Here is a 20,139-nt window from a genome sequence, read left to right as displayed (position 1 = left end):
TTTTTTATTAAGCCACCCAATCGGCTAAAGTTTTTTGCTCCAATTGGAAAGCCTTCAACATATCGTCGTTGGCGTCTTTAATAGGCGTTGTTGCTGCTAATGTTCCTTGAACAGCAATTCGCGTCGTTGCTTGTAAATCGCCACAGGTAATTAAGGTAATCATATTTTGACCAGGAACGTCATCAATTAACTCAACACGGGTTGGTTCGATTTTTTCTACAGAAGTTATTTTGTATGTATAAACAGTAGATAAATCAGTGATATAAATGAGTTCGTCTTTTTTGGTTCTTTCTAAAGGTGAAAATAAGGAAACACCATCTTCCGTTCGATGACTAGCCAAGGCATAATTGTTTTTCCCCATGACTTGATCTTCTTTCATGGTCCCGGCACCAGTTAATAAAGCGACATTTGATAATCCTTTAAAAATGGGCAAATTAATTTCGACACTTGGTATCGCAATGGCACCAATCACAGGTAAGTTTTTGTTTTCAAATTGGGCTTTCATCACCGCTTCTGTGCTCAAGGACTCAACTGAATCAAAGTCAAACGTTGTTTCACGAGCCATATTTTTCTTCACATCGGCTGGTTTCAACTTGCTAACGGCGTACGAGCGGCTATTTTGTTGAACCACCCAACTGCGTATCTGATTGTTAAAAATTAAGGCCAAGCCAATGATAAATAGTAAAACTAATAAACTGTTGATTAACCAATTTTTTCCTCTTTTTTTCTCTTTTGGGCGCATATTCTCCCTCCTTTTAATGTATCAAGTTTACCACAATTTATTTGAAAAACCTATTTATTTTCTTTGGGGAATAGGTAAGCTGGCCGGACCTTAATTTAATAAAAAACAACTGAATCGATTGATTTTTCAAAAAAATCCTCATTTTGTAATGGAATTTTAAAGTAAAAGAAACAAGCTTTTCTTTTGAAAATATTGTAAAATGGTAAGGAGGCTAGTAGAGGGGAGATGGGAATTTGCTTGATTTAATTTATGTACATATAGATGTAACCAGCAACGCGGTTTTATCTAAAGGAATTACCCATTCCGATTTTGTTCGTTCAATTGTGCATCATCCACAGAACTTACTATTATTAGATCCTTCTGCCGAAGCTGGCGAATACGATATGCATTCAGGCTTGAAAATTATTCGTGGAGAAGAAAGCGTCAATCGCTATTTTCAATCGCTACAACGTCGTTGGATGACTGAAGAAATTAAATGGATTGACTTTTCCGATGTGACGATGCTAAAAGAGCTAACGCCATTAGAAATTTCGGAACTTCTTTATTTTGGACACATGAAGAATAGTTTGCATTCGCCTTTCTTTTATAAGCTACAAAATGATTTTGTCTTTTTTGAATTTGCAGATCAGATGACGCGTGTCTATTATCGTTATATTGATGAATTTTATCGAATCTTTGCTGATAAAATTACACGTGTTGTTTTAGAGAAAGTCAACCAGAAAAAGGCCTTCTTTAAACGAAATACGCCTGTCGAAAAATTAAGTCCTGAATTACTTAAAAATATGAAAGGTATCTTGCAAGAAGGTGTTATTTTTTGCTTCCAACAAACGGAAGTGGATAAAGAAGAATATCGGATTCCTATTTACTTGGTGGAAGATTCACTTAGCAAGATGAAAAATACCTCTTACCAAAAAGAAGAAATTTTGGCAACGCTTGTCTATAATAGTGAAAAACGCATTTGGCACATTGAACAAGAGAATGATTTCGGTGAAATTTTTATGTTGGCCCATGAAGGCTGAGAGAGCTCTAACTTTATCAACTAAAGTAGGGCTTTTTTTTTGTAGCTATGATTTGGATGAGAAATCAAGTATAATAAAATGATAAAAAGGAAAGAAGGTTGTTTAATGAAAAAAATACTCTATGGCGCTCTGACTGGCTTGGCACTCTTTTTGGTAGCTGGTTGTACACCCAAAACGCCTACTACTGTTTCATCAACAAATGAACAAAAAGAAACAGTAATATCAACTACTGAAACAAGTTCATCCGTACAACAAGAAGCAACGACGACATCAGAGAAGGCAACTGTGGTAGCTGTCTCTTTAGAAAAAGTAACGACAGCATTTGAGAAAAAATATCCAGAAGCTAAAATAACAAGTCTGCAGTTAGATACAGATTTTGGCCGTTATTTTTATGAAATAGAAGGCGTGGATCAGCAAAAAGAATATCAAGTTGAAGTGAACGCAGAAACAGGCGAATTCACAAAAGAAAAAGTCGAAACCTTGGATGCCGATGAACAAAATGGCGTTAAAATGCAAGAAGAGGCACTTGATTTAACAAATATCATTTCCAGAGAACAAGCCACAACCTTGGCTGAAAAAGAAGCGAAAGTCGGCCAGGCAACAGATTGGAAGTTAGAGAAAGAATTAGGAATCACCTATTGGGAAGTGAAAGTGAAAGAGGGCCAACAAAAAATAGAGGTAAAAATCGATGCTCATTCTGGTAAAATTTTGACAACTGAGCGGGACGATTAATGGATAAAAAGTAGCTGGCATGCGTTTGAGTAGGAGTTGATTCCCTTAAATGCTGATCAGCTATTTTTTTGCTTGTTCGACAAACGTGTTTTTCTAAAGACCCTATGGTAAAATAACGATGTATTAGTGGTTGAGAGCGTCAGAACATAGGAGGAAATTTGTTTGGCTAGAAAAATGGATTTACGTATTTGGGTAGAAGGAACAGTCGTCGCAGCAATGGCAATGGCCCTCTCTTTTTTACCGATTGAATTTGCCAATAGTGGCTTGGACCTATCGTTGGGAATGGTCCCATTAGTTCTTTATTCGTTTCGTCGTGGGTTGCTTCCTGGAGTTGCAGCAGGCTTTGTTTGGGGCATGTTAAATATTATTCTCGGTACAGCCATGAAAAATTTCTTGTCCGTTCCACAGATTATTTTTGAATATCCCTTTGCTTTTGCGTTTGGAGGAATGGGTGGCGTATTCGCTAGAAAAATTCAACTGTATTTTCAAGCGAATCGTTTAAAATCAGCCATTCGTACGATTATTTTAGGAAGTGTTGTCGCAGTCTTCGCCCGCTGGTTTTGGCATTTTTGGGCGGGTGTATTGGTTTGGGGCATGTATGCACCAGAAGGAATGAGCCCATATCTCTATTCCTTTGTTCTAAACGGTACAAGTACTGTCGTCAATTGTTTGTATGTAAGTCTAGTTCTAGGCTTATTGGCAAAAGTAGCACCGCAATTATTTGTTCCTAAGAAATAAGTTGAGTCCTGAGTCAGAAGTTTCCTTTACTTCTGACTCAGGACTTTTTTCTTTTTAAAGCAACTAGCTATTTCGTTGTCGAGTACTGTATAATATGAATAAAAAAAGAAAAAAGGCGGTGGTTTCACTGAGTGAATTGTTAGAAGTCTCTTTTTATCCGAAGGCTTTGCCACAGGTGGCAAAAAGAGCAACCATTTTCGGTCCGTTAAGTGAGCAGGAGCTAGTTGAGCAATGGCAACAAAAACAGTCATTTGCTAGGCTGGACGAAAGAACAATAATGCCAGAAAAGCTGTTACAGCAATCAGCTAGCAAAAGTTATTTAAGCATCCGTTGTTTAGGACTGGCCTTAGACCCGAAGATTTTGATAGAAAAGTTGCAACACTTGTTTCCTCTCTTTATCTGGACAAAGGGACAAGTCGAAACAAGCGACACAGAGAATTGTTATTTTTGTGAATTTATACCAATCTGTTCCAATGCAGCACAACCTTGCAACCTCGAAGCAAGCTTACAACAAATGAATTATCCAACCGCGCAATCATTGATAGAAATTGTTAACGAGTGGCTAAATAATGTACGACAAATAGAACAAGCATCCGTAACGGGTACATATTATCAACAGGCAAGTTTACCCCAACAAGTGGGCAGACAATCTAAAATAAAAACAAAAGAAGAGCAGCAAATTCAATTTCTACAAGAAAGCTTACGACAAGAAAAAGCGGCTAAAGCGCGCATGAAAGTAGCGAAAGAAAAAGCAGAACAAGAGCTATTGAGATTAGAAAAAGAGTTGTTAGCAAGTAGTTGGGCACACTTTGAGGAGCAACAAATCAAGGAATTAGAGGAAGAGGAATGGTACGATCTTGTTAAAATTGATTTGTTTTACTACGATGAGTTATCAAAAAAAGCTAAATTTCTGAAAGAAGCTTGGGAGATTAATCAACAGTTACTAAAGGCGTTCCCTCAAAAAGAAGGCACTACTTTTTTACCAGAATTGGCTCACCATGGTCGCTGGGCCTCTTTGACAGACCAAGTTTCTGAATTAGAGATAAAAACGCTCTATGAACAAGGCGTGTTAATCAAAGAACGAATGAAGCTTACACAAGGCTCCTGGCTCACCAAACCAAGAGTGAAACTTTATCAAATAGACTTGGAACAATTAGAAAGAATTGGCACACTGTTTGATCTTTTACAAACAGAAAATCGTTTAATTGAGGTCGCTTTGGCGCATCCCTAAAATAAAAGAAACCACCAACCTGCAATCGCCAGGGTTGGTGGTTTCCATTTATTTTATAAAGACTTCAATATTCTAGTGAATTTGACGTTGGTGACGATTGGCTAACGTGCTGACTTTCATGACAGAAGCAACAGGAATCATGCGTAACTGTTGTTCATCCGTTTGTAAACGAACGACGATATTGTCCGAAATATTTTTTGAGACAATCCAGCCGATCACCGTTTCGAATTTATGCGCTGTAGGGACTTCTTTCAATTGTAAGACCACTAAGGATTTTTGGGCGGCAGCGACTTGGAGCTCTTGTAAAAGCGCACTGCGTTCCTTTTCTTTATTCTTTTGATCTTGAGAATCTTCTAAAAATGCCGAAAAGAAATGTTGGGAAGAGAGCGTAATCAGTTTAGAAATGCTCTTGATGGTAGCTTTATGTTGATCCATTCTTCTGCCTCCTTTACGAATAAAATAGAATAAAACTCAAATGACTAATTACCTGTATTTTACCTAATTTTGTGATAAAATTCAAGAAAATATGTTCGCCTTCAATAATTATGAGAATTTACCAACGTTTCTGTTTTTCGAAAAAGAAAGTAGTATAATGTGTGAGCATATAAGAAATACATAAGATTATCGGATGTAGTCAATAGATAGAAAAGGATGAATAGTATGTCAAAAAAACCATCAGGTTACCAAAAAAAAGTTCTCACGGTGTTGTTGGTATCGTTTGGCTTTGGCGGATTGTTAGCGCAGTTTTCGCCGATGAAATCAGGTGGGTTTTCAAGTTGGTTTGATGATTCATATGTTAAAGCTAGTGCTGAATCAAGTAAAACAAAAGAACCAGCACCAGTTAAAATTGAGAAAAAAGTCAAACCTTTAAGCTATGGACAACAGGTCAATCAAGAAATTGAAAAGAAGCAATATGATGGACATCTGGATTTGCCGTTAGAATTGCAGACAGATGCTAAATGGAAAGACACCGCGTACGGATTTGGCAATGTAGATAAGCCGAATACAATCGAAATTAATGGCTGTGCGATTGTGTCGCTTGCAATGGTTGGTTCATACATGGATCACCAAGAGGTTACCCCGCTAGATGTGTTAGCTTGGGCAAAAAATGACTTCTTTATGGAAGGACAAGGGACGGCGTGGTCTATTTTTAGTGCATATGCTGAAATGAAAGGCTATAACTGTCAAGAAATTGGGAATATTGAAACAGTGGCAGCTTTCTTGAAGGAAGGTCATCCAGTCATTATTTCTGTAAAACCAGGCTATTTCACTACAACTGGTCACATTATGGTGATGAGTGGTGTGGATGAAAAAGGCGATTTCTGGATTAATGATCCAAACGATTCAGAAGAAAAGGGCCATTCAAAACGGACATTTACAGCCGAAGAAGTGATGAATGAAGCGTTAAACTTCTGGGCATTTTATTAGGAATAAGAAAAGGTGTGGAACAAAAGGCAGTACCCTTTGTTCGCATCTTTTTTAGCAAATAAAAGGAGGCAGTACAATGGAGCGATGTACTTGGGCAACGAATACAACTGAAGAGATGCAAGCCTATCATGATGATGAATGGGGACGTCCAGTTCATGAAGAGCAACAGTTATTTGAGTTATTGACCTTGGAAAGTATGCAAGCGGGCTTAAGCTGGGCGATTATTTTGAATAAACGAGAAACGCTCAGAGCAGCTTATGATGCGTTTGATTATCGGAAAATTGCGCGATATGATGAGGAAAAAATTTTAGCTTTACTAGCAAATCCTGGTGTGATTCGTCATCGTTTAAAAATTCAAGCGACCATTACGAATGCGCAAGTTTTTCAAGAAGTTCAGGCAGAATTTGGCTCCTTTGATCGCTACCTCTGGAACTTTGTCGATCAGCAACCAATCGTTAATCACTGGCAGCACCCAGAAGAGGTTCCAGCCTCCACGGAATTATCGCAACAGATTAGTCGAGCGTTAAAGAAACGAGGATTTAAATTTTTAGGTGCCACGACAGTCTATTCCTTTTTACAGGCAGCGGGTTTGGTGAATGATCATTTAGAAACGTGTCAGTATAAATAATAAAGGTCTCCTTCCAAAATTGAAGGAGACCTTTACTTTATTCTTTATACGCCCACTTGAAGTCGTATTTAGCACCGGTTGGATGATAAATAATTTCTTTCACGTTTGGTGAACGTAAGTGTGATTCTGCTTTTTGGTAAATTGGCACAACACCCATATCAGCAATTACTGTTTTTTCAGCGTTGATTAGATCTTCCCAGCGTTTTTCAGGGTCGTTAACATCTGTGGTTTTGGACGCAGCAATGAATTTATCGTATTCAGGATTGCTGTAACGTCCACGGTTATTAGAAGTTGAGCTTTCTAATAAATCTAAGAAGTTAATTGGGTCTGAATAGTCGGCACTCCAACCACGAACAGCGATTTGGAAATCCCCTTTTAAGGTACGATCTAAGCGAACAGCCATAGGGACAGGCGTCACAGTTACTTTTAAGCCTTCCAAAGTATCAGACAGTGATCCTTGAAGATATTCGCCCATTTTTTTAGCGCCTTCAGAGTCGTCTACCATTAAATCAACCGTTAAGTTGGAAACACCAAGTTCTTGTTTCGCTTTGTTCCAGTATTCCACAGCTTTTTTCTTGTCGTATTTGACTAATTTGTCGCTACCAGCTTCTTTAACAAAGTCTTCACCCGTTTTTGGTGATTTCGCGACATCCACAGGAACGAAGCCTTGTGAAGGAAGAGAACCATTGGCTAAAATGTTTTTAGCTAATGAATCGCGATCGATGGCATAAGACATAGCACGACGTAAGTTTGCGTTGGTCAATGGTGATTTTTCATCTGCTTGATTCATTTCTAAATAGAAAGAAGAAGCGGCTTTTAATTGGACCAAGTCAGGCGAGTTTTGCATTTGTTGGGCCAGTTCGCCAGATAAATACGTATCATCCACTTCACCAGTTTCATAAAGATTTAAGGCAGTTGGGGCTTCTTTCACCACGTTGATAGCGACTTTATCTAACTTGACAGTCTCTTTGTCCCAATATTCTTCATTTTTAGTTAGAGACCATTTAGTATCTGTTCCGGGACCATCAAACTCAGTTAGCGTAAACGGACCATTGTAGACTGCTTTATCGCTACTCTTTGTATAATCTTTACCAAAACGTTCAACGATATCTTGACGTTGCGGCAAGAAAGAAGGGAAAGCCAATAAATCGTCAAAATATGGTGTTGCTGTTTCTAAAGTGATTTCCAATTCATGATCATTGATTGCTTTAATGCCCAATTCTTCTTTAGGTAGTTCCCCTTTAGAAATTTTTTCAGCATTTTTTACTGGTTCAAACATGTAGGCATATTCTGAAGCAGTGGCAGGATCCACTGTTCGTTGCCAACCGTAAACGTAATCTGCAGCAGTAACTGGTTTGCCATCAGACCATTTTGATTCTTCACGTAATTTAACTTTGTAAACTAAACCGTCTTCTGAAACAGTTGCTTTTTCGGCTGCACCAGCAGGCGCGGGTTTGTTGTCTTTATCTAAACGATAGATTCCTTCGTAGACATTATTTAAAGTGGTAAAACTCACTTCATCTGTCGCAAGGGACGGATCGGCACTAGGCATTTCTTGGGATTCAACCATTGTGTATACTTGGTTGTTGCTACCGCCGTTGCTTGCTCCTTTATCGTCACTGCCACCGCCGCAGGCCGCTAAAGCTAAGCTTGATAATACAAGTAATGAAGTAAATAAAACAGATTTCTTCATTTGACACGCTCCTTTTCATTTTTAGCAATACTCTCAGTATAATGTAAAAATGAAAAGGAGAAATTAAAAAATCGTTAGAAATGATTATTCTTTTATCAATTTTTAAAAAATGTCTAATCTTTTTTATGAAAAAAGTGGACAAACGTTGATAAGTAAAGATTTAAGCTGATTTCCATGCAGAAAGCATTCGATTTTAGAGTATTTATTCATCATTGATTTGATTTTTTTGACATAAAATAAACATCCCTTTTACAAAAAACAAATGAGAAGAAAAAAAGATTGTTACAAAAGCAAATAAGTGCTTTTGTAACAATCTTTTTAATCTTTTAATCGTTGGATGTCAATGACAGTTCCTGTGTAGGCATCTGCAGTGAATTCGTATTGAACAATGCCGTCGTCTTCAATGCGGCAAATTCCTCCAGTATACGTTTTGGAGTGGATGGCGAATTTCCGCAAGGGCTTTTTCTCAAACTCAATCCACGAACCTTCAATCGGTCCTTCTTTTAAAAAAGCAGCTTTTACATTTTCTAAGACGAGATCAGCGGAGATTGTTTTTTTCTTATGGTAGAACAAGGTTGAGGCAATGCCGCCTACTAAACCAAGACCAACGCCTAGCGCTAAGCCGCCTTTAAAGTATGTCAACTCATTTTCTTCGTTCATTTGTATGACCTCCCTTGGTCGGTTTCTGCTTACTATTACTTTTGTCAGTATCACTCTTATTTTACCATAGAGAAGGGGCCGCTGAGAAATAAAAAAAGTTTTTCAATCATTCTTTTAGGGCATTCTCATTGTCACGTTTAAAAAGAGAAAGCGATGTGCATTTTCTAGTATTTGCGTTATAATAAGAGTGAAATCATATGAAAGGAGTACCTATTTTTATCGACAGGATAAAGTGACTTTTTAGAGAAAAAGTGACGCTTGGTTGGCGTAATTTCCAACAAATCAAAAGCAATAGGACATACATCTATGGAAGAAAAAACATTTCAACGAATCAAGGAATTAACTGAATTACAAGGAACCAGCGGATTTGAAGACGACATTCGCGCGTACATGAAAGAACATATCACCCCGTTAGTGGACGATGTTCAATATGATGGTTTAGGTGGTATTTTTGGGATTAAACGTTCAAAAGTGGAAGCAGCGCCACGCGTAATGGTAGCAGCCCACATGGATGAAGTTGGCTTCATGTTAACTCAAATTAACGATAATGGTTTATTCCAAGTGGTTCCTTTAGGTGGCTGGAATCCTTATGTTGTTTCAGCACAACGTTTTACGTTAAAAACAAGTAAAGGGAACTATCCATGTATTTCTTCATCTATTCCGCCACACTTGTTGCGTGGTACGAGTGGTCAAAAACAATTAGAAGTCTCTGATGTGTTATTTGATGCAGGATTCTCTTCAAAAGAAGAAGCTGAAAGCTTTGGCGTTCGTCCAGGGGATTCCATTGTTCCACAAACAGAAACGATTAAAACAGCCAATGGCAAAAATATTATCAGCAAATCATGGGATAACCGCTATGGTTGTACGTTGGTATTAGATGCATTGGAAACGTTACAAAATGAAGAATTAGGCCACACATTAATTGCTGGAGCAAACGTACAAGAAGAAGTTGGTTTACGTGGTTCTAAACCATCTGTTCATAAATTTAATCCAGATATCTTCTTTGCGGTGGATTGTTCAGCGGCAGATGATATTCACACGAAAAAAGGGACATATGGTCATTTAGGTGAAGGAACGTTATTACGGATTTTCGACCCAGGTTTGATCACATTGCCTCGCTTACGTGAATACTTATTAGATACAGCAGCGACACACAATATTCCGTATCAATATTTTGTTTCTAAAGGCGGAACGGATGCTGGGGCTGCGCACACAACTAATAACGGTGTACCAAGTACAGTCATCGGCGTTTGTGGTCGTTACATCCATACGCATCAAACAATGTTTAGTATTGCGGATTATGAAGCAGCGCGGGAAATGTTGTTACAAGCATTACGTGGCTTGGATAAATCAACAGTTAATACAATTGTTTACGGAAAGTAGAGGATGTTTAAATGATTTATCCTAATTCATTAGAAGAACTAGCAACTTATGTTGAAAAAGGTAAAAATGTTTTCTTCTTTACTGCTGATTGGTGCGGAGACTGTCGTTTCATTAAACCAGTCATGCCTGAAATTGAAGAAGCATTTCCAGCGTTTCAATTTATCGAAGTCGACCGTGATCAGTTTATTGACGTGGCTGCCGAGTGGAATATTTTTGGTATTCCGAGTTTTGTCGTAATTGAAAACGGTCAAGAGTTAGGACGCTTAGTAAATAAAGATCGAAAAACAAAAGAAGAAATCAGTGCATTTTTAACTAGCTTAGGCTAATTTTCATGAACCAGAGGAACCATTAAATTAAGAGAGAATCAGCTGGACAAAAGGGCGTTCTGCGCAAGGGTCCTAAATTCATTTTTGACTCTAGTTTCTTAGTCAAAGAAGCCTTTTAGATCAGCCTCCATCGGGAAGGTGACGAAAATGGAAGAACAAATGTATAAAAATATTCTTGTCGGCGTAGACGGTAGTGATCAAGCCAATTTAGCTTATGAACGTGCAATTGAGGTTGCTCGTCGAAACGGAAGCCGAGTCATTGTTGCAAATATTTTAGAAAATCAAGTGTATACAATGATGGGGTATTCGACGTTAAATGATCAATTAATTGATCAAGAAACAGCCGCTGCGGAAGAATTAATGGCCGATTGTAAAAAGTATGCTGAAAGCATTGATTTTCATAATGTTGAAACAGTTACCATGTTTGGTTCGCCCAAAGAAGTCATGAGTCATGAATTACCTGAAAAATACAATGTTGATTTAATTATGGTGGGACAATCAGGATTAAACGCAGTCGAACGTGTGGTCATGGGAAGCGTCAGTAGCTACATTATTCGTCAAGCCCCTTGCGATGTCTTAATTGTTCACTCTGAAGAAAAATAAGCAAAAAAAGTTATTGATTGAATAGAGAGTTGACCGAATGTTTCTTTTGTTTTTTCAAAGGATCAGCGGCTTGTCACTCAAAATTGAGGACTTGGAGAATAAGTCGTAGCGACATATTTTCCAAGTCTTTTAGTTTTTCGACAAAAAAGTATGCACAATGGGTCAATTTTTGATAAGATAAGACAGGAAAACGACAGAGGAGGAACAGAAATGATTTTTGCATATAATAAAGAACACGTTGGCGATGTCTTACTTGTCATCGTTGCGGACGATCAAGGTGCGGAAAACCAAGTAAAACGTGTCGGGGATGTGGCACGTGTAAGTTTAGTTGAGGCGCCAGAAACAGTGGTAGCTTGGAATATTTTCAATGCTTCAGCGCTTCTAGGTGACATTAATGGCACCGGCCAAGTGACTTTAACAGACGAACAAATTGAAAAAGTCAATACAGCGATTAAAGATGCGGGATTTTCAGAAACTCTTGAAAAAGACGACACCCCTAAAATTGTGGTCGGCTTTGTCAAATCATGTAAAAAACACCCAGATTCAGATCATTTATCTATCACACAAACAGAAGTAGACAACGGCGAAATCTTACAAATTGTTTGTGGCGCACCGAATATCAAAGCAGGACAAAAAGTAGTTGTGGCCAAACCAGGCGCAATGATGCCTGATGGTTTAATGATTTGGCCAGGGGTTTTACGTGGGGAAGAAAGTTTTGGAATGATTTGTTCAGCAAAAGAATTACGTTTACCAAATGCACCTGCTAAAAAAGGAATCTTAGAATTGCCTTTTGATGCAGAAGTTGGTTCTGCATTTGCGGTAGGAGAATAAAAGAAAGAAACGACCTGTTGTTTGAATAACAGGTCGTTTCTTTCTTTTATTGATTGCTTCGATTATTTTGTTGTGTTAAAGCTGATTTATCAATGGTTAAATCGATGGTTGCTTTCATTTCTTTAGAACCACGATAATAAGTCACTTCCATTTTGTCGCCAACTTTTTTCTTGTAAAGCGCGCTTTGTAAATCTGTAGTAGAGCTTACGTCTTGGCCGTCAACTTTCGTGATAACATCGTATTTTTCCAATCCAGCCTTTTCAGCAGGGGTCGCTGCTTCAACACCACGAACCACTACGCCAGTTTTTACAGAAGCTGGAATTTTTAAAATTTGTTCTTGTTGTTGTGAAGAGATACCTGTTAAATCAGACATCGTAATCCCGAGAGCTGGCCGCGTCACTTTACCATCTTTTTCTAATTGGTTGATAATGTTGACTACGTCATTACTTGGAATGGCAAAGCCCATCCCTTCAACGCTCACTTGACTAGTTGATTGCACAATTTTTACTGAGTTAATGCCAATGACTTGTCCTTCAATATTGATTAGTGGACCACCGGAGTTTCCTGGATTGATGGCAGCATCGGTTTGAATGGCATTAATATTGATGGTTTCACCAGACTCGTTTTTATTGGTAATATTTCTATTCACAGAAGAGATGATTCCTTGTGTGACAGAGTTAGCATAATCAGACCCTAGCGGGGAACCAATTGCAATAGCAGGCTCACCGACTGTGATTTTACTAGAATTCCCAAACTCAGCGACTTGATCAACTTTGTCGGAAGAAATTTTAATCACGGCTAAATCCGTATAAGCATCGGTTCCGACTAATTCGCCTTTCACTTTGGTACCATCAGACAAAACAACTTCCAATCCTTGCGCTTTATCTACGACGTGGTTATTTGTCACGACATAAGCCGTTTTACCATCTTTCTTATAAATAACCCCACTACCTTCACTGGCTGCTTCTAAATCGTTACCATTGTTGCCGGAAGAGTCTTGCGTACCTTCATTCCCACCGAACAATCCCCCAAAAGGATCATCTGCCGAAGAATTGTTGCTAGCACTTTGCATATTAATGACAGAAACCACAGAATTTTGAACTTTTTTCACGGCTTTTGTGACATCGCTAGAAACATTGTAACTCACATTGCTGACTTTTGTGTCGCCGTGATTAGTGGATGTCGTCGTCGCCGCATTATTTCCGCCGTTGGGTGTGGGAATAATCCCAGAATAAGCGCCTCCTAGAATAAGGGCGCCACCAAGTAAGCCGCCAGCTAAACCAATCCCAAATTTTTGCAATAAACTTTTTTTATCTGAATTAGGTGTAACATCTTTTCGTTGCATAAAATAACCTCCCAATAAGTGCATCTGAATTTTCTATATTAAGTATATCTGTTTCCTACTCCTTTAGTCTATCGAATAGCTTTGAATTTTTTATGAACAACTTAGGGAAAAATTACAGAAAAAATACGAATGAAAAAGTTATACACAGAAAAATGTGAACAAATCGGGAATAACTCTGTGTACAGTTTTTAGAAAATTTATCCACAGAATGTGGATAATGTGGACAAATCAGTGGCGAATATGTGTTTGTATTGAAAAAGCTGTTAAATAAAGTAATTTCTTAGTTTGTTCTGTGGATAACTCTGTGTATATGTGTATAAGTATGTGGAAACGTTGTGGAAAGTAGCCAAACTTCGTGCTAAAATAAGAACGAAGAGAAAACGAGAAAGTAGTGGAATAGGTGAAAATTAAACTAATAACAGTCGGAAAACTGAAAGAAAAATACCTGATTCAAGGCATTAATGAATATCTGAAACGTTTAAATAGCTATGCCAAGATGGAAATCATTGAAGTACCAGATGAAAAAGCCCCAGAAAAACTCAGTGACGCTGAAATGCTTCAGGTCAAAGAAAAAGAAGGCCAACGTATTTTGGGGAAAATTAATGACAACGAATACGTCTTTGTTTTAGCCATTAATGGCAAACAATTATCTAGTGAAGAATTTTCAAAAGAAATTGAACAATTAGGGATTAGTGGCAAAAGTAACCTAACGTTTGTCATTGGTGGCTCCTTAGGTCTCAGTGATTCAGTCCTTCAGCGAAGTAACCAACAAATTTCTTTTGGCCGCTTGACTTATCCACATCAGTTAATGCGTTTGGTATTAGTGGAACAAATTTATCGTGGTTTTCGGATTATGAAAGGGGAACCGTATCATAAATAAAGCAAAGCGTTCGACAAAAAAGCAGACTTCCATACAAGAAGTCTGCTTTTTCATTAATTACTCCGCTTCCGCATTTTGCAAGTCAGCGACATCAGTCAGATAAGTGGCTTCATCCAACAAATCTTCCGAATGTGCGACATAAATCGCAGTGGCGCTATCACCAACCACGTTTAGGCTAGTAACGAGCATTTCGATTGGACGATTAATGGCTAAAATCAATGAATACGTCGCAATCGCAATCTCATTGTTATAGTTTAAACCAGTTAAAATAGTGAAAAGGATAATCCCGCCAGCGCCAGGTGCCGCCGGTGTACCAATGGATGACATTAAAGCTAAAATGGCAATCAAGGCAATATTAGCTGGTGTCACTTCATAACCAGCTACGCCCGCCACAAAAATAGCCGCAATTACTTGCATAATCGCTGTGCCGTTCATATTGATAGTCATTCCTAACGGCAAGACAAAGGCGGCAACATCACTGTCGACACCTAACTCTTCAACCGTTGTTTTTGTATTTAACGGTAAAGTGGCTGCCGAAGAAGAAGTAGAAAATCCAAAAACCACAACTTTCATAATCTTTTTAATAAAAGGAACAGGATTTAATTTTGTCGCAAATAAGATAAATAATGGGTAACCGATCATCAAAAAGGCTAAGAGCGTCGCTGTCGTTGTTACGACGTAGACTAACGCTGGTTTTAAATAATCAATCCCGTAGGAAGCAAACGTCCGAACTAACAACATAAAGACGGCGATAGGAGCAAATTTAGTAATTACAAAGGTTAAAAATAACGTGACCATCGCATTGACTTCTTCAATTAATTTTTTGAAAACACGAATTTTATCCCCTAATGCATTAATACATAAACCAGTAATCACTGCCAACACAACAACGGCTAAAATCGCACCATTGTCGCTAAATGCAGAACCGATATTTTTCGTGACAGCATTGACAATCACCATTAATGGATTGCCACTCGTACTTACTTCGACAGGAGCTAGCGTTTCAGATAACGACACATTAAAAGCGCCAGTTAAATATACGCTATAGCCCACAATTCCAGCCGTTAATAGAGCAATCAGTGACATCGATAAAAAGCCAAAAATCGTTTTATAGGAAATTCGTCCTAATTTTTGCGTATCGGTAATATGACAAATGGCTAAAGTAATTGAAGTAAAGACCATCGGCACAATCACTAATTGTAGGCCGTTGATAAATAGTTGACCAATAATATAGAAAAGCCCAATCGCAGATTGTCCTTTTTCAGGATCTGAAATATCTTGGAAAAGAATCTGATTGATTGTCTGCCACACAGCGCCTTGATTGCTGCGAATAAGGTGCTCTCTTAAAAATAAAAAGCCGAGCCCAACGATTAATCCTCCCACCAATGAAATCACCATTTTTTTGGTAAATGAGATACCTTTCACTTCACGTTTTTTCTTTTCCACTTTGTTGCCTCCCAAATAAATTGATTAAGCACCGCGCAAAAAAAGCCTTGCACACAAAAAAAGGGCAAGACATCTCGTATCATTCACTATACAAAAATACAGAATTTTACAGAACTTTGCCTTGTTAGCCTCTCGGACTATCTTAAAGGTACTTTTCCACATACTAAGGGAAACTACGAGAATTGTCAATTCTTTTTTACTTAGGGAAGTGTTATTTTTGAAGAAAGAAAGTGATCTTTACCCTTTCCGCAGATACCGCAGCCAAAAAAGAACTACAACGGATTCTTTTGCAGTATAATAGAAAATAGAAACGAAAGAACAGGCACCAACACAAAGGAGGTATTTTTATGAAAGTCACTCAACTTTCTAGTGAAACCCTTGACCGAGCGCATGAACGTTTTGAAGAAACACTTGCGCAAATGACCGTTGCCGAAGCAAACACGATGCCCGCTCCATTAATCAAGTCTGTTACTTGGCTGATGTGGCACACAGCCAGAGAATTAGACCTACAAATTTCCGCACTTAATCATAGTGAGCCGTTATGGCTTAGCCAACACTGGACAGAAAAATTTGCCTTGGATTTGCCAGATGAGACAGAAGACTGGCATCACACACCAGAAGAAGCGGCGAAAGTCGTGGTGGCAGAAAAGCAATTGCTTAGTGACTATTTGGCTGCCAGTGTGGCACTTACCAAAAGCTATTTAGACCAAATCAAAGAAGAACAATTGTCAGACGTAATTGATAAAAATTGGACCCCGCCGGTGACTAGACAAGTGCGTTTAGTTTCAGTGATTGATGATGCAGTGATGCATTCTGGGCAAGCCGTTTATACACGAAGATTAGTCATTGGAAAATGATAAATAAGTAAAAACAAAAATGCTTCTGCTTAAGCAGGAGCATTTTTTATTGAGAGAAAAATACATAAAAATAATGAACGAAGAACTGTCCACTTTTTCCCTAGTTGAAACGTTGTATAAGTGAAAGGAGAAATCAGATGAAAAAGGAGGCAAATTTTGACGAAGTACTATTTTCTTTGGGGCAAGAAGTCATCCAAGTCTTGATTCGCCGAGGAGCAAGTCTTGAAGATGCACAAGATGCAGTGTCGCAAACGTATACAACGATTTTTTCAATATTACCTGAAATTACATCAGAAAATCTACGCCCGTGGTTTTTCCGAGTAACATTTAATTACTACATTACGATGTATCGAAAAAAGAAACGAGAACGCACTTTTGTGGCAAACAGCCATCCTGTACAATCAATAGAAAAAATGGAAGGGCAAGAGTTATTATTATTGATCGATTCCTTAAAAGATGAGGAACAAGAACTAGTACTTTTGAAATATTATTATCAATTATCGTATGCCGAGATTGCGTTGATTTTAGAATTATCTGTTGAAAATGTTCGCAAAAAATTGTATCGCACACGTCAAAAATTAAAAAAAGAACTGGAGGAATAGAAGTGGATTTAAAAAAAAGTATTCGTAAAGCGAAAAGAAAACAATTTATCGTGATTGGTGCCATAACCGTTGTTAGTTTTGCTGTATTGTTTGTCGGTTTTTTTGTGGGAATGGATAAACTTTCGACGAAAAACTATCATACCCTACTAGAAGTAATTAATGATCAAGAAATGATTGCTTCACCAAACACTCAATTAGATTCCCAAGTAATTGCTAATAGTTCGCCTTTTGGGGGCGAAGTTGTAACTAATCGTTCAAAAAATATTGATGGTTACACGGTGGAGTGGAGTAATTTACGTAGCAGATATAGCTTTTTCAGAAATTCGATTGACTGGAATGAAGTCTATCCTGGTAGCTATTATTCTTCTAAGAATTTTTATGAATACAACCGACAAACCAAGCAGAAAGTAGCATCTTTTTATAACCCAGCGATTACCAATTACTATGGTGGTATCAAAAACGAATTAAGTGAATTAGATAAAATGGAAAACCAAGTAGCGGAAGTGGCGATTTCTTTTGATAAACCTTATCCATATGAAGAAGTCCGCAAAATGTTACCGAGCAATGTCAACTTAGTTTGGCTCTATGTTTACTCCGAAACGGTTAATGAAGCAGAAGGTCCTTCTGGTACGCTGCCTTATGGTTTTCAATTAAGCATGGACGATCACAACGAAATATTTGATCCTGAAAATAACAAGCAACACTTTTTTGAAACCTTAGAAAAATCCCCGTTGTTTGCTGACAACCAAGAAGGCCAAAAGTTTATCCAACAAAATAAAAATAAAAAAGTCGAAAAATTACCTATTTGGGGAGTCATGCTCACCGGACAAACCAAAAATTTCAAAGCCTTACAAAATGAACCTTTTGTTCGTGGTGCTTCAATTGGCGTGACCGCACCTATCGTTCCTTATATTCAGCCAGAGAAATAAATGTTCTTCAGAACTCTAAGCCTTCCGACTGATTTTGCTTCAACGATATTGTCAGTAAAAATAGAAAACGTTATAATAGAATGGATCACAGGAAGTGCTTCTACAATGCGTGGGAGCACTTTTTTTACTTATCTATGAGGAGGGCAAGTGAATGTTTTTTAATTTTATTGGGTTAACGTTATTTTTTGGTATCGGGATCTTAGTTGCGAATGGCGCCAACATTGTAGCGAATAAAGGGAAAAAGAGTAAAGGGACTATTCTATTAATGGTGATGGAACTGCTCTTGTTAGGTATCTTTTTATTTGTGACTTTGCCAAGTAAAAATCTTTCAACTGTGTTGTGGATTAATTTGATTGGCGCAGTGATTGCTAGTGGGGTGTTATTAAGTACACGCTTAGCTAGTAAAGTCGAAGTTCCTGGTATCCAAAAGGGCCGCAAAGAAGTAGGCAAGAATACCAACAAAACGGCTAACAAAGACTGGTCTGGCAAAATTTTGGGTGTTGCCGTTTTGGCAATGATTTTGTTGACCATTGTCAGTAGTATTACCAGAATTTCTTCCATTGATGAAATTTATCAAACAATTCCTTTAAAAACGGAAGAAAAAGCTGAAGTTTTAACTTCGGCGAAAGAAACACCCATTGCGATTGCACCACAAACGGCGAAACGAAAAATGTTACAGAAATTTTCTGTCATTCCCAATTCCAATATGTTTACTTTGGATGGTATAACGGCACAAGTCGTCAATGGCGAGTATGTTTATGTAGCAACAGTCGAATTTAATGGCTTCTTTAAATGGCTAAAACTGGGGGAAGTACCTGGCTATTTCATCATTAGTGCAACAGATATCAACGCACAGCCAGAATTTGTAGAAAAACCAATTGTTTATACTCCTTCAGCTTACTTTGGCAAAGATGCCGCACGAAAAATTTATTCCGCTTATCCAGGTTATGCAGCAACTGGCACAATCAATTTAGAGCTGGACGACCAAGGGAATCCTTACTATATTCAAACGCTTTACAAAGAGTATGGGGTTTCTGGTCGCATGCACTATAATGAATTTAAAACAGCAGTATTAAATGCTACAACAGGAGAAGTTAACGTTTATGACAGTCAAAAAGCCCCAAGTTTCGTTGATGCGCCGATTACTAGCTCAGCGGCGAATAGCTTAAATGAATTCTTTGGTCGTTACAGTCAAGGCTGGTGGAACCAGACAATGTTTGGTGCCAAAAAAGATGTCAAAATTCCAACTGAAAATGGTATTTATGCATCAGGACAAATTACGCCGATGATGAACAAGGAAGGGAACCAGTTGCTTTATTTTACGGACTTTACAAGTAGTGAAAAAGACCAAGATTCCGCTTTAGGTTACTCCTTAATCAATGCCCGAACAGGTCAAGTTACGTATTATCGTGATACTAAAGTCGGCATTATGGATAGTGATGGCGCCATTTCTATCGCTTCAAAAATTTATCCAGAAAAGAAATGGAAAGCTAGTATGCCAGTCCTTTATAACATTGATGGCGTGCCAACGTGGATTGTTTCGTTAATGGACAGTAAAGGGATTTTCAAAAAATATGTCTATATAAACGCCGTAGATAATGATATTGTGATTGATGCAGACACGGCACAAGGCGCACTAGACGCTTATCGAATTGAGTTAGTAACCAAAGGAAGTAACAATGAAAATACAGACAAAGCCAACTTGAAAACGATGCAAGGTAAAGTAGCTCGTGTCTCAGTAGTAGCTGGGGAAGCGCAAACGGTAGTTTCATTTTTACTAGAAGATGAAAAAACCATTTTTAGCGTAACGACTAATAACAGTCCGCTGGCGCTATTCTTAAAAGAGGGCGACCAAGTGACATTTAAAGCCGTAGTGACTGAAAATGCTAAAGCAGCAAATGTTGAAGAATTGAAAATTGCAGGATTAAACTAAGAGGTCGGGACAGAAGTGTTTAACTCCGAGAAATAAGAAGGAATTTTCGAAAATTGTTCTTTAATTTTTGGAGAATTTCGGCTTATTTCCGAAGGAGTTGCTTTTGTTCCCGCCGTTTATCAATTTTTAAGCC

At 38.1% G+C, this 20,139-nt stretch carries 21 protein-coding genes; 15 read left to right on the top strand and 6 right to left on the bottom strand.

What is annotated here, in order from left to right:
- Nucleotides 1–7: 7 nt before the first annotated feature.
- The gene (locus IGL32_RS11890) at nt 8–742 is read right to left on the bottom strand and encodes a class A sortase (protein ID WP_002354994.1); all 735 of its coding nucleotides are present in this window, start codon (nt 740–742) and stop codon (nt 8–10) included.
- A 233-nt stretch (nt 743–975) separates the two neighbouring features.
- On the opposite strand from IGL32_RS11890, the gene IGL32_RS11885 reads away from it, so the two are divergent.
- The 4 genes from IGL32_RS11885 to IGL32_RS11870 all read left to right on the top strand — a co-directional run bounded on the left by IGL32_RS11885 (nt 976) and on the right by IGL32_RS11870 (nt 4,462).
- Nucleotides 976–1,761: a hypothetical protein gene (locus IGL32_RS11885; RefSeq protein WP_002354996.1), complete on the top strand. Its 786-nt coding sequence runs from the start codon at nt 976–978 to the stop codon at nt 1,759–1,761.
- A gap of 78 nt (nt 1,762–1,839) precedes the next feature.
- Complete coding sequence (locus IGL32_RS11880) at nt 1,840–2,493, top strand: PepSY domain-containing protein (protein ID WP_173963717.1); 654 nt, start codon at nt 1,840–1,842, stop codon at nt 2,491–2,493.
- Between the two features lie 162 nt (nt 2,494–2,655).
- Nucleotides 2,656–3,231: an energy-coupled thiamine transporter ThiT gene (thiT, locus tag IGL32_RS11875; protein ID WP_002354998.1), complete on the top strand. Its 576-nt coding sequence runs from the start codon at nt 2,656–2,658 to the stop codon at nt 3,229–3,231.
- Nucleotides 3,232–3,325: 94 nt separating this feature from the next.
- Nucleotides 3,326–4,462 carry a hypothetical protein gene (locus IGL32_RS11870; protein WP_156210191.1) on the top strand — a complete coding sequence of 379 codons (1,137 nt, stop codon included), beginning with the start codon at nt 3,326–3,328 and terminating at the stop codon, nt 4,460–4,462.
- A gap of 72 nt (nt 4,463–4,534) precedes the next feature.
- Here IGL32_RS11870 and IGL32_RS11865 read toward each other — a convergent pair whose 3' ends face one another.
- Nucleotides 4,535–4,897, bottom strand: coding sequence for a hypothetical protein (locus IGL32_RS11865; protein WP_002354999.1), 363 nt, complete (start codon nt 4,895–4,897; stop codon nt 4,535–4,537).
- A gap of 216 nt (nt 4,898–5,113) precedes the next feature.
- Here IGL32_RS11865 and IGL32_RS11860 point away from each other — a divergent pair, with 216 nt between their 5' ends.
- Both IGL32_RS11860 and IGL32_RS11855 read left to right on the top strand, forming a co-directional pair.
- The gene (locus IGL32_RS11860) at nt 5,114–5,890 is read left to right on the top strand and encodes a peptidase C39 family protein (RefSeq protein WP_002383280.1); all 777 of its coding nucleotides are present in this window, start codon (nt 5,114–5,116) and stop codon (nt 5,888–5,890) included.
- Between the two features lie 76 nt (nt 5,891–5,966).
- Nucleotides 5,967–6,518, top strand: a complete 552-nt coding sequence (locus tag IGL32_RS11855) for a DNA-3-methyladenine glycosylase I (protein ID WP_002378947.1) — start codon at nt 5,967–5,969, stop codon at nt 6,516–6,518.
- Nucleotides 6,519–6,555: 37 nt separating this feature from the next.
- Here IGL32_RS11855 and IGL32_RS11850 read toward each other — a convergent pair whose 3' ends face one another.
- Nucleotides 6,556–8,211: a peptide ABC transporter substrate-binding protein gene (locus tag IGL32_RS11850; protein ID WP_153853901.1), complete on the bottom strand. Its 1,656-nt coding sequence runs from the start codon at nt 8,209–8,211 to the stop codon at nt 6,556–6,558.
- Nucleotides 8,212–8,529: 318 nt separating this feature from the next.
- Nucleotides 8,530–8,871, bottom strand: coding sequence for a PepSY domain-containing protein (locus IGL32_RS11845; RefSeq protein WP_002355012.1), 342 nt, complete (start codon nt 8,869–8,871; stop codon nt 8,530–8,532).
- A 306-nt stretch (nt 8,872–9,177) separates the two neighbouring features.
- On the opposite strand from IGL32_RS11845, the gene pepA reads away from it, so the two are divergent.
- The 4 genes from pepA (at nt 9,178) to ytpR (ending at nt 12,014) form a co-directional block, all read left to right on the top strand.
- Nucleotides 9,178–10,254, top strand: coding sequence for a glutamyl aminopeptidase (pepA, locus tag IGL32_RS11840; RefSeq protein ID WP_002355013.1), 1,077 nt, complete (start codon nt 9,178–9,180; stop codon nt 10,252–10,254).
- Between the two features lie 11 nt (nt 10,255–10,265).
- Nucleotides 10,266–10,580, top strand: a complete 315-nt coding sequence (locus IGL32_RS11835; protein WP_002355015.1) for a thioredoxin family protein — start codon at nt 10,266–10,268, stop codon at nt 10,578–10,580.
- Between the two features lie 147 nt (nt 10,581–10,727).
- Nucleotides 10,728–11,183 carry a universal stress protein gene (locus tag IGL32_RS11830; protein ID WP_156210192.1) on the top strand — a complete coding sequence of 152 codons (456 nt, stop codon included), beginning with the start codon at nt 10,728–10,730 and terminating at the stop codon, nt 11,181–11,183.
- Nucleotides 11,184–11,393: 210 nt separating this feature from the next.
- Complete coding sequence (ytpR, locus tag IGL32_RS11825) at nt 11,394–12,014, top strand: YtpR family tRNA-binding protein (protein ID WP_002361057.1); 621 nt, start codon at nt 11,394–11,396, stop codon at nt 12,012–12,014.
- Nucleotides 12,015–12,060: 46 nt separating this feature from the next.
- Here the strand turns inward: ytpR and IGL32_RS11820 are convergent, their stop codons facing one another.
- Nucleotides 12,061–13,359, bottom strand: coding sequence for a S1C family serine protease (locus tag IGL32_RS11820; protein ID WP_002368406.1), 1,299 nt, complete (start codon nt 13,357–13,359; stop codon nt 12,061–12,063).
- A 400-nt stretch (nt 13,360–13,759) separates the two neighbouring features.
- On the opposite strand from IGL32_RS11820, the gene rlmH reads away from it, so the two are divergent.
- Complete coding sequence (gene rlmH / locus IGL32_RS11815) at nt 13,760–14,239, top strand: 23S rRNA (pseudouridine(1915)-N(3))-methyltransferase RlmH (RefSeq protein ID WP_010827814.1); 480 nt, start codon at nt 13,760–13,762, stop codon at nt 14,237–14,239.
- Between the two features lie 57 nt (nt 14,240–14,296).
- On the opposite strand, the gene IGL32_RS11810 is transcribed toward rlmH, so the two are convergent.
- Nucleotides 14,297–15,700, bottom strand: coding sequence for a dicarboxylate/amino acid:cation symporter (locus IGL32_RS11810; protein ID WP_002387350.1), 1,404 nt, complete (start codon nt 15,698–15,700; stop codon nt 14,297–14,299).
- A gap of 332 nt (nt 15,701–16,032) precedes the next feature.
- Between IGL32_RS11810 and gst the strand changes: the two genes are divergently transcribed.
- The 4 genes from gst to IGL32_RS11790 all read left to right on the top strand — a co-directional run bounded on the left by gst (nt 16,033) and on the right by IGL32_RS11790 (nt 20,006).
- Nucleotides 16,033–16,542 (top strand): DinB family glutathione transferase, encoded by a 510-nt coding sequence (gene gst / locus IGL32_RS11805; protein WP_002370068.1) that lies wholly within the window; start codon nt 16,033–16,035, stop codon nt 16,540–16,542.
- A 137-nt stretch (nt 16,543–16,679) separates the two neighbouring features.
- Nucleotides 16,680–17,144, top strand: coding sequence for an RNA polymerase sigma factor (locus IGL32_RS11800; protein ID WP_002355030.1), 465 nt, complete (start codon nt 16,680–16,682; stop codon nt 17,142–17,144).
- A gap of 2 nt (nt 17,145–17,146) precedes the next feature.
- Complete coding sequence (locus tag IGL32_RS11795) at nt 17,147–18,073, top strand: anti-sigma factor (protein WP_002406041.1); 927 nt, start codon at nt 17,147–17,149, stop codon at nt 18,071–18,073.
- 151 nt (nt 18,074–18,224) lie between these two features.
- Nucleotides 18,225–20,006 carry a DNA-binding protein gene (locus IGL32_RS11790; RefSeq protein WP_085444178.1) on the top strand — a complete coding sequence of 594 codons (1,782 nt, stop codon included), beginning with the start codon at nt 18,225–18,227 and terminating at the stop codon, nt 20,004–20,006.
- The last annotated feature ends 133 nt before the right edge of the window (nt 20,007–20,139 follow it).

The sequence above is a fragment of the Enterococcus sp. AZ035 genome, assembly GCF_050548325.1.
Classification (GTDB): Bacteria; Bacillota; Bacilli; order Lactobacillales; family Enterococcaceae; genus Enterococcus; species Enterococcus faecalis.
The sequence above is the reverse complement of the archived record's forward strand: the minus strand, read 5'-3'. Positions and strand labels throughout refer to the sequence as shown.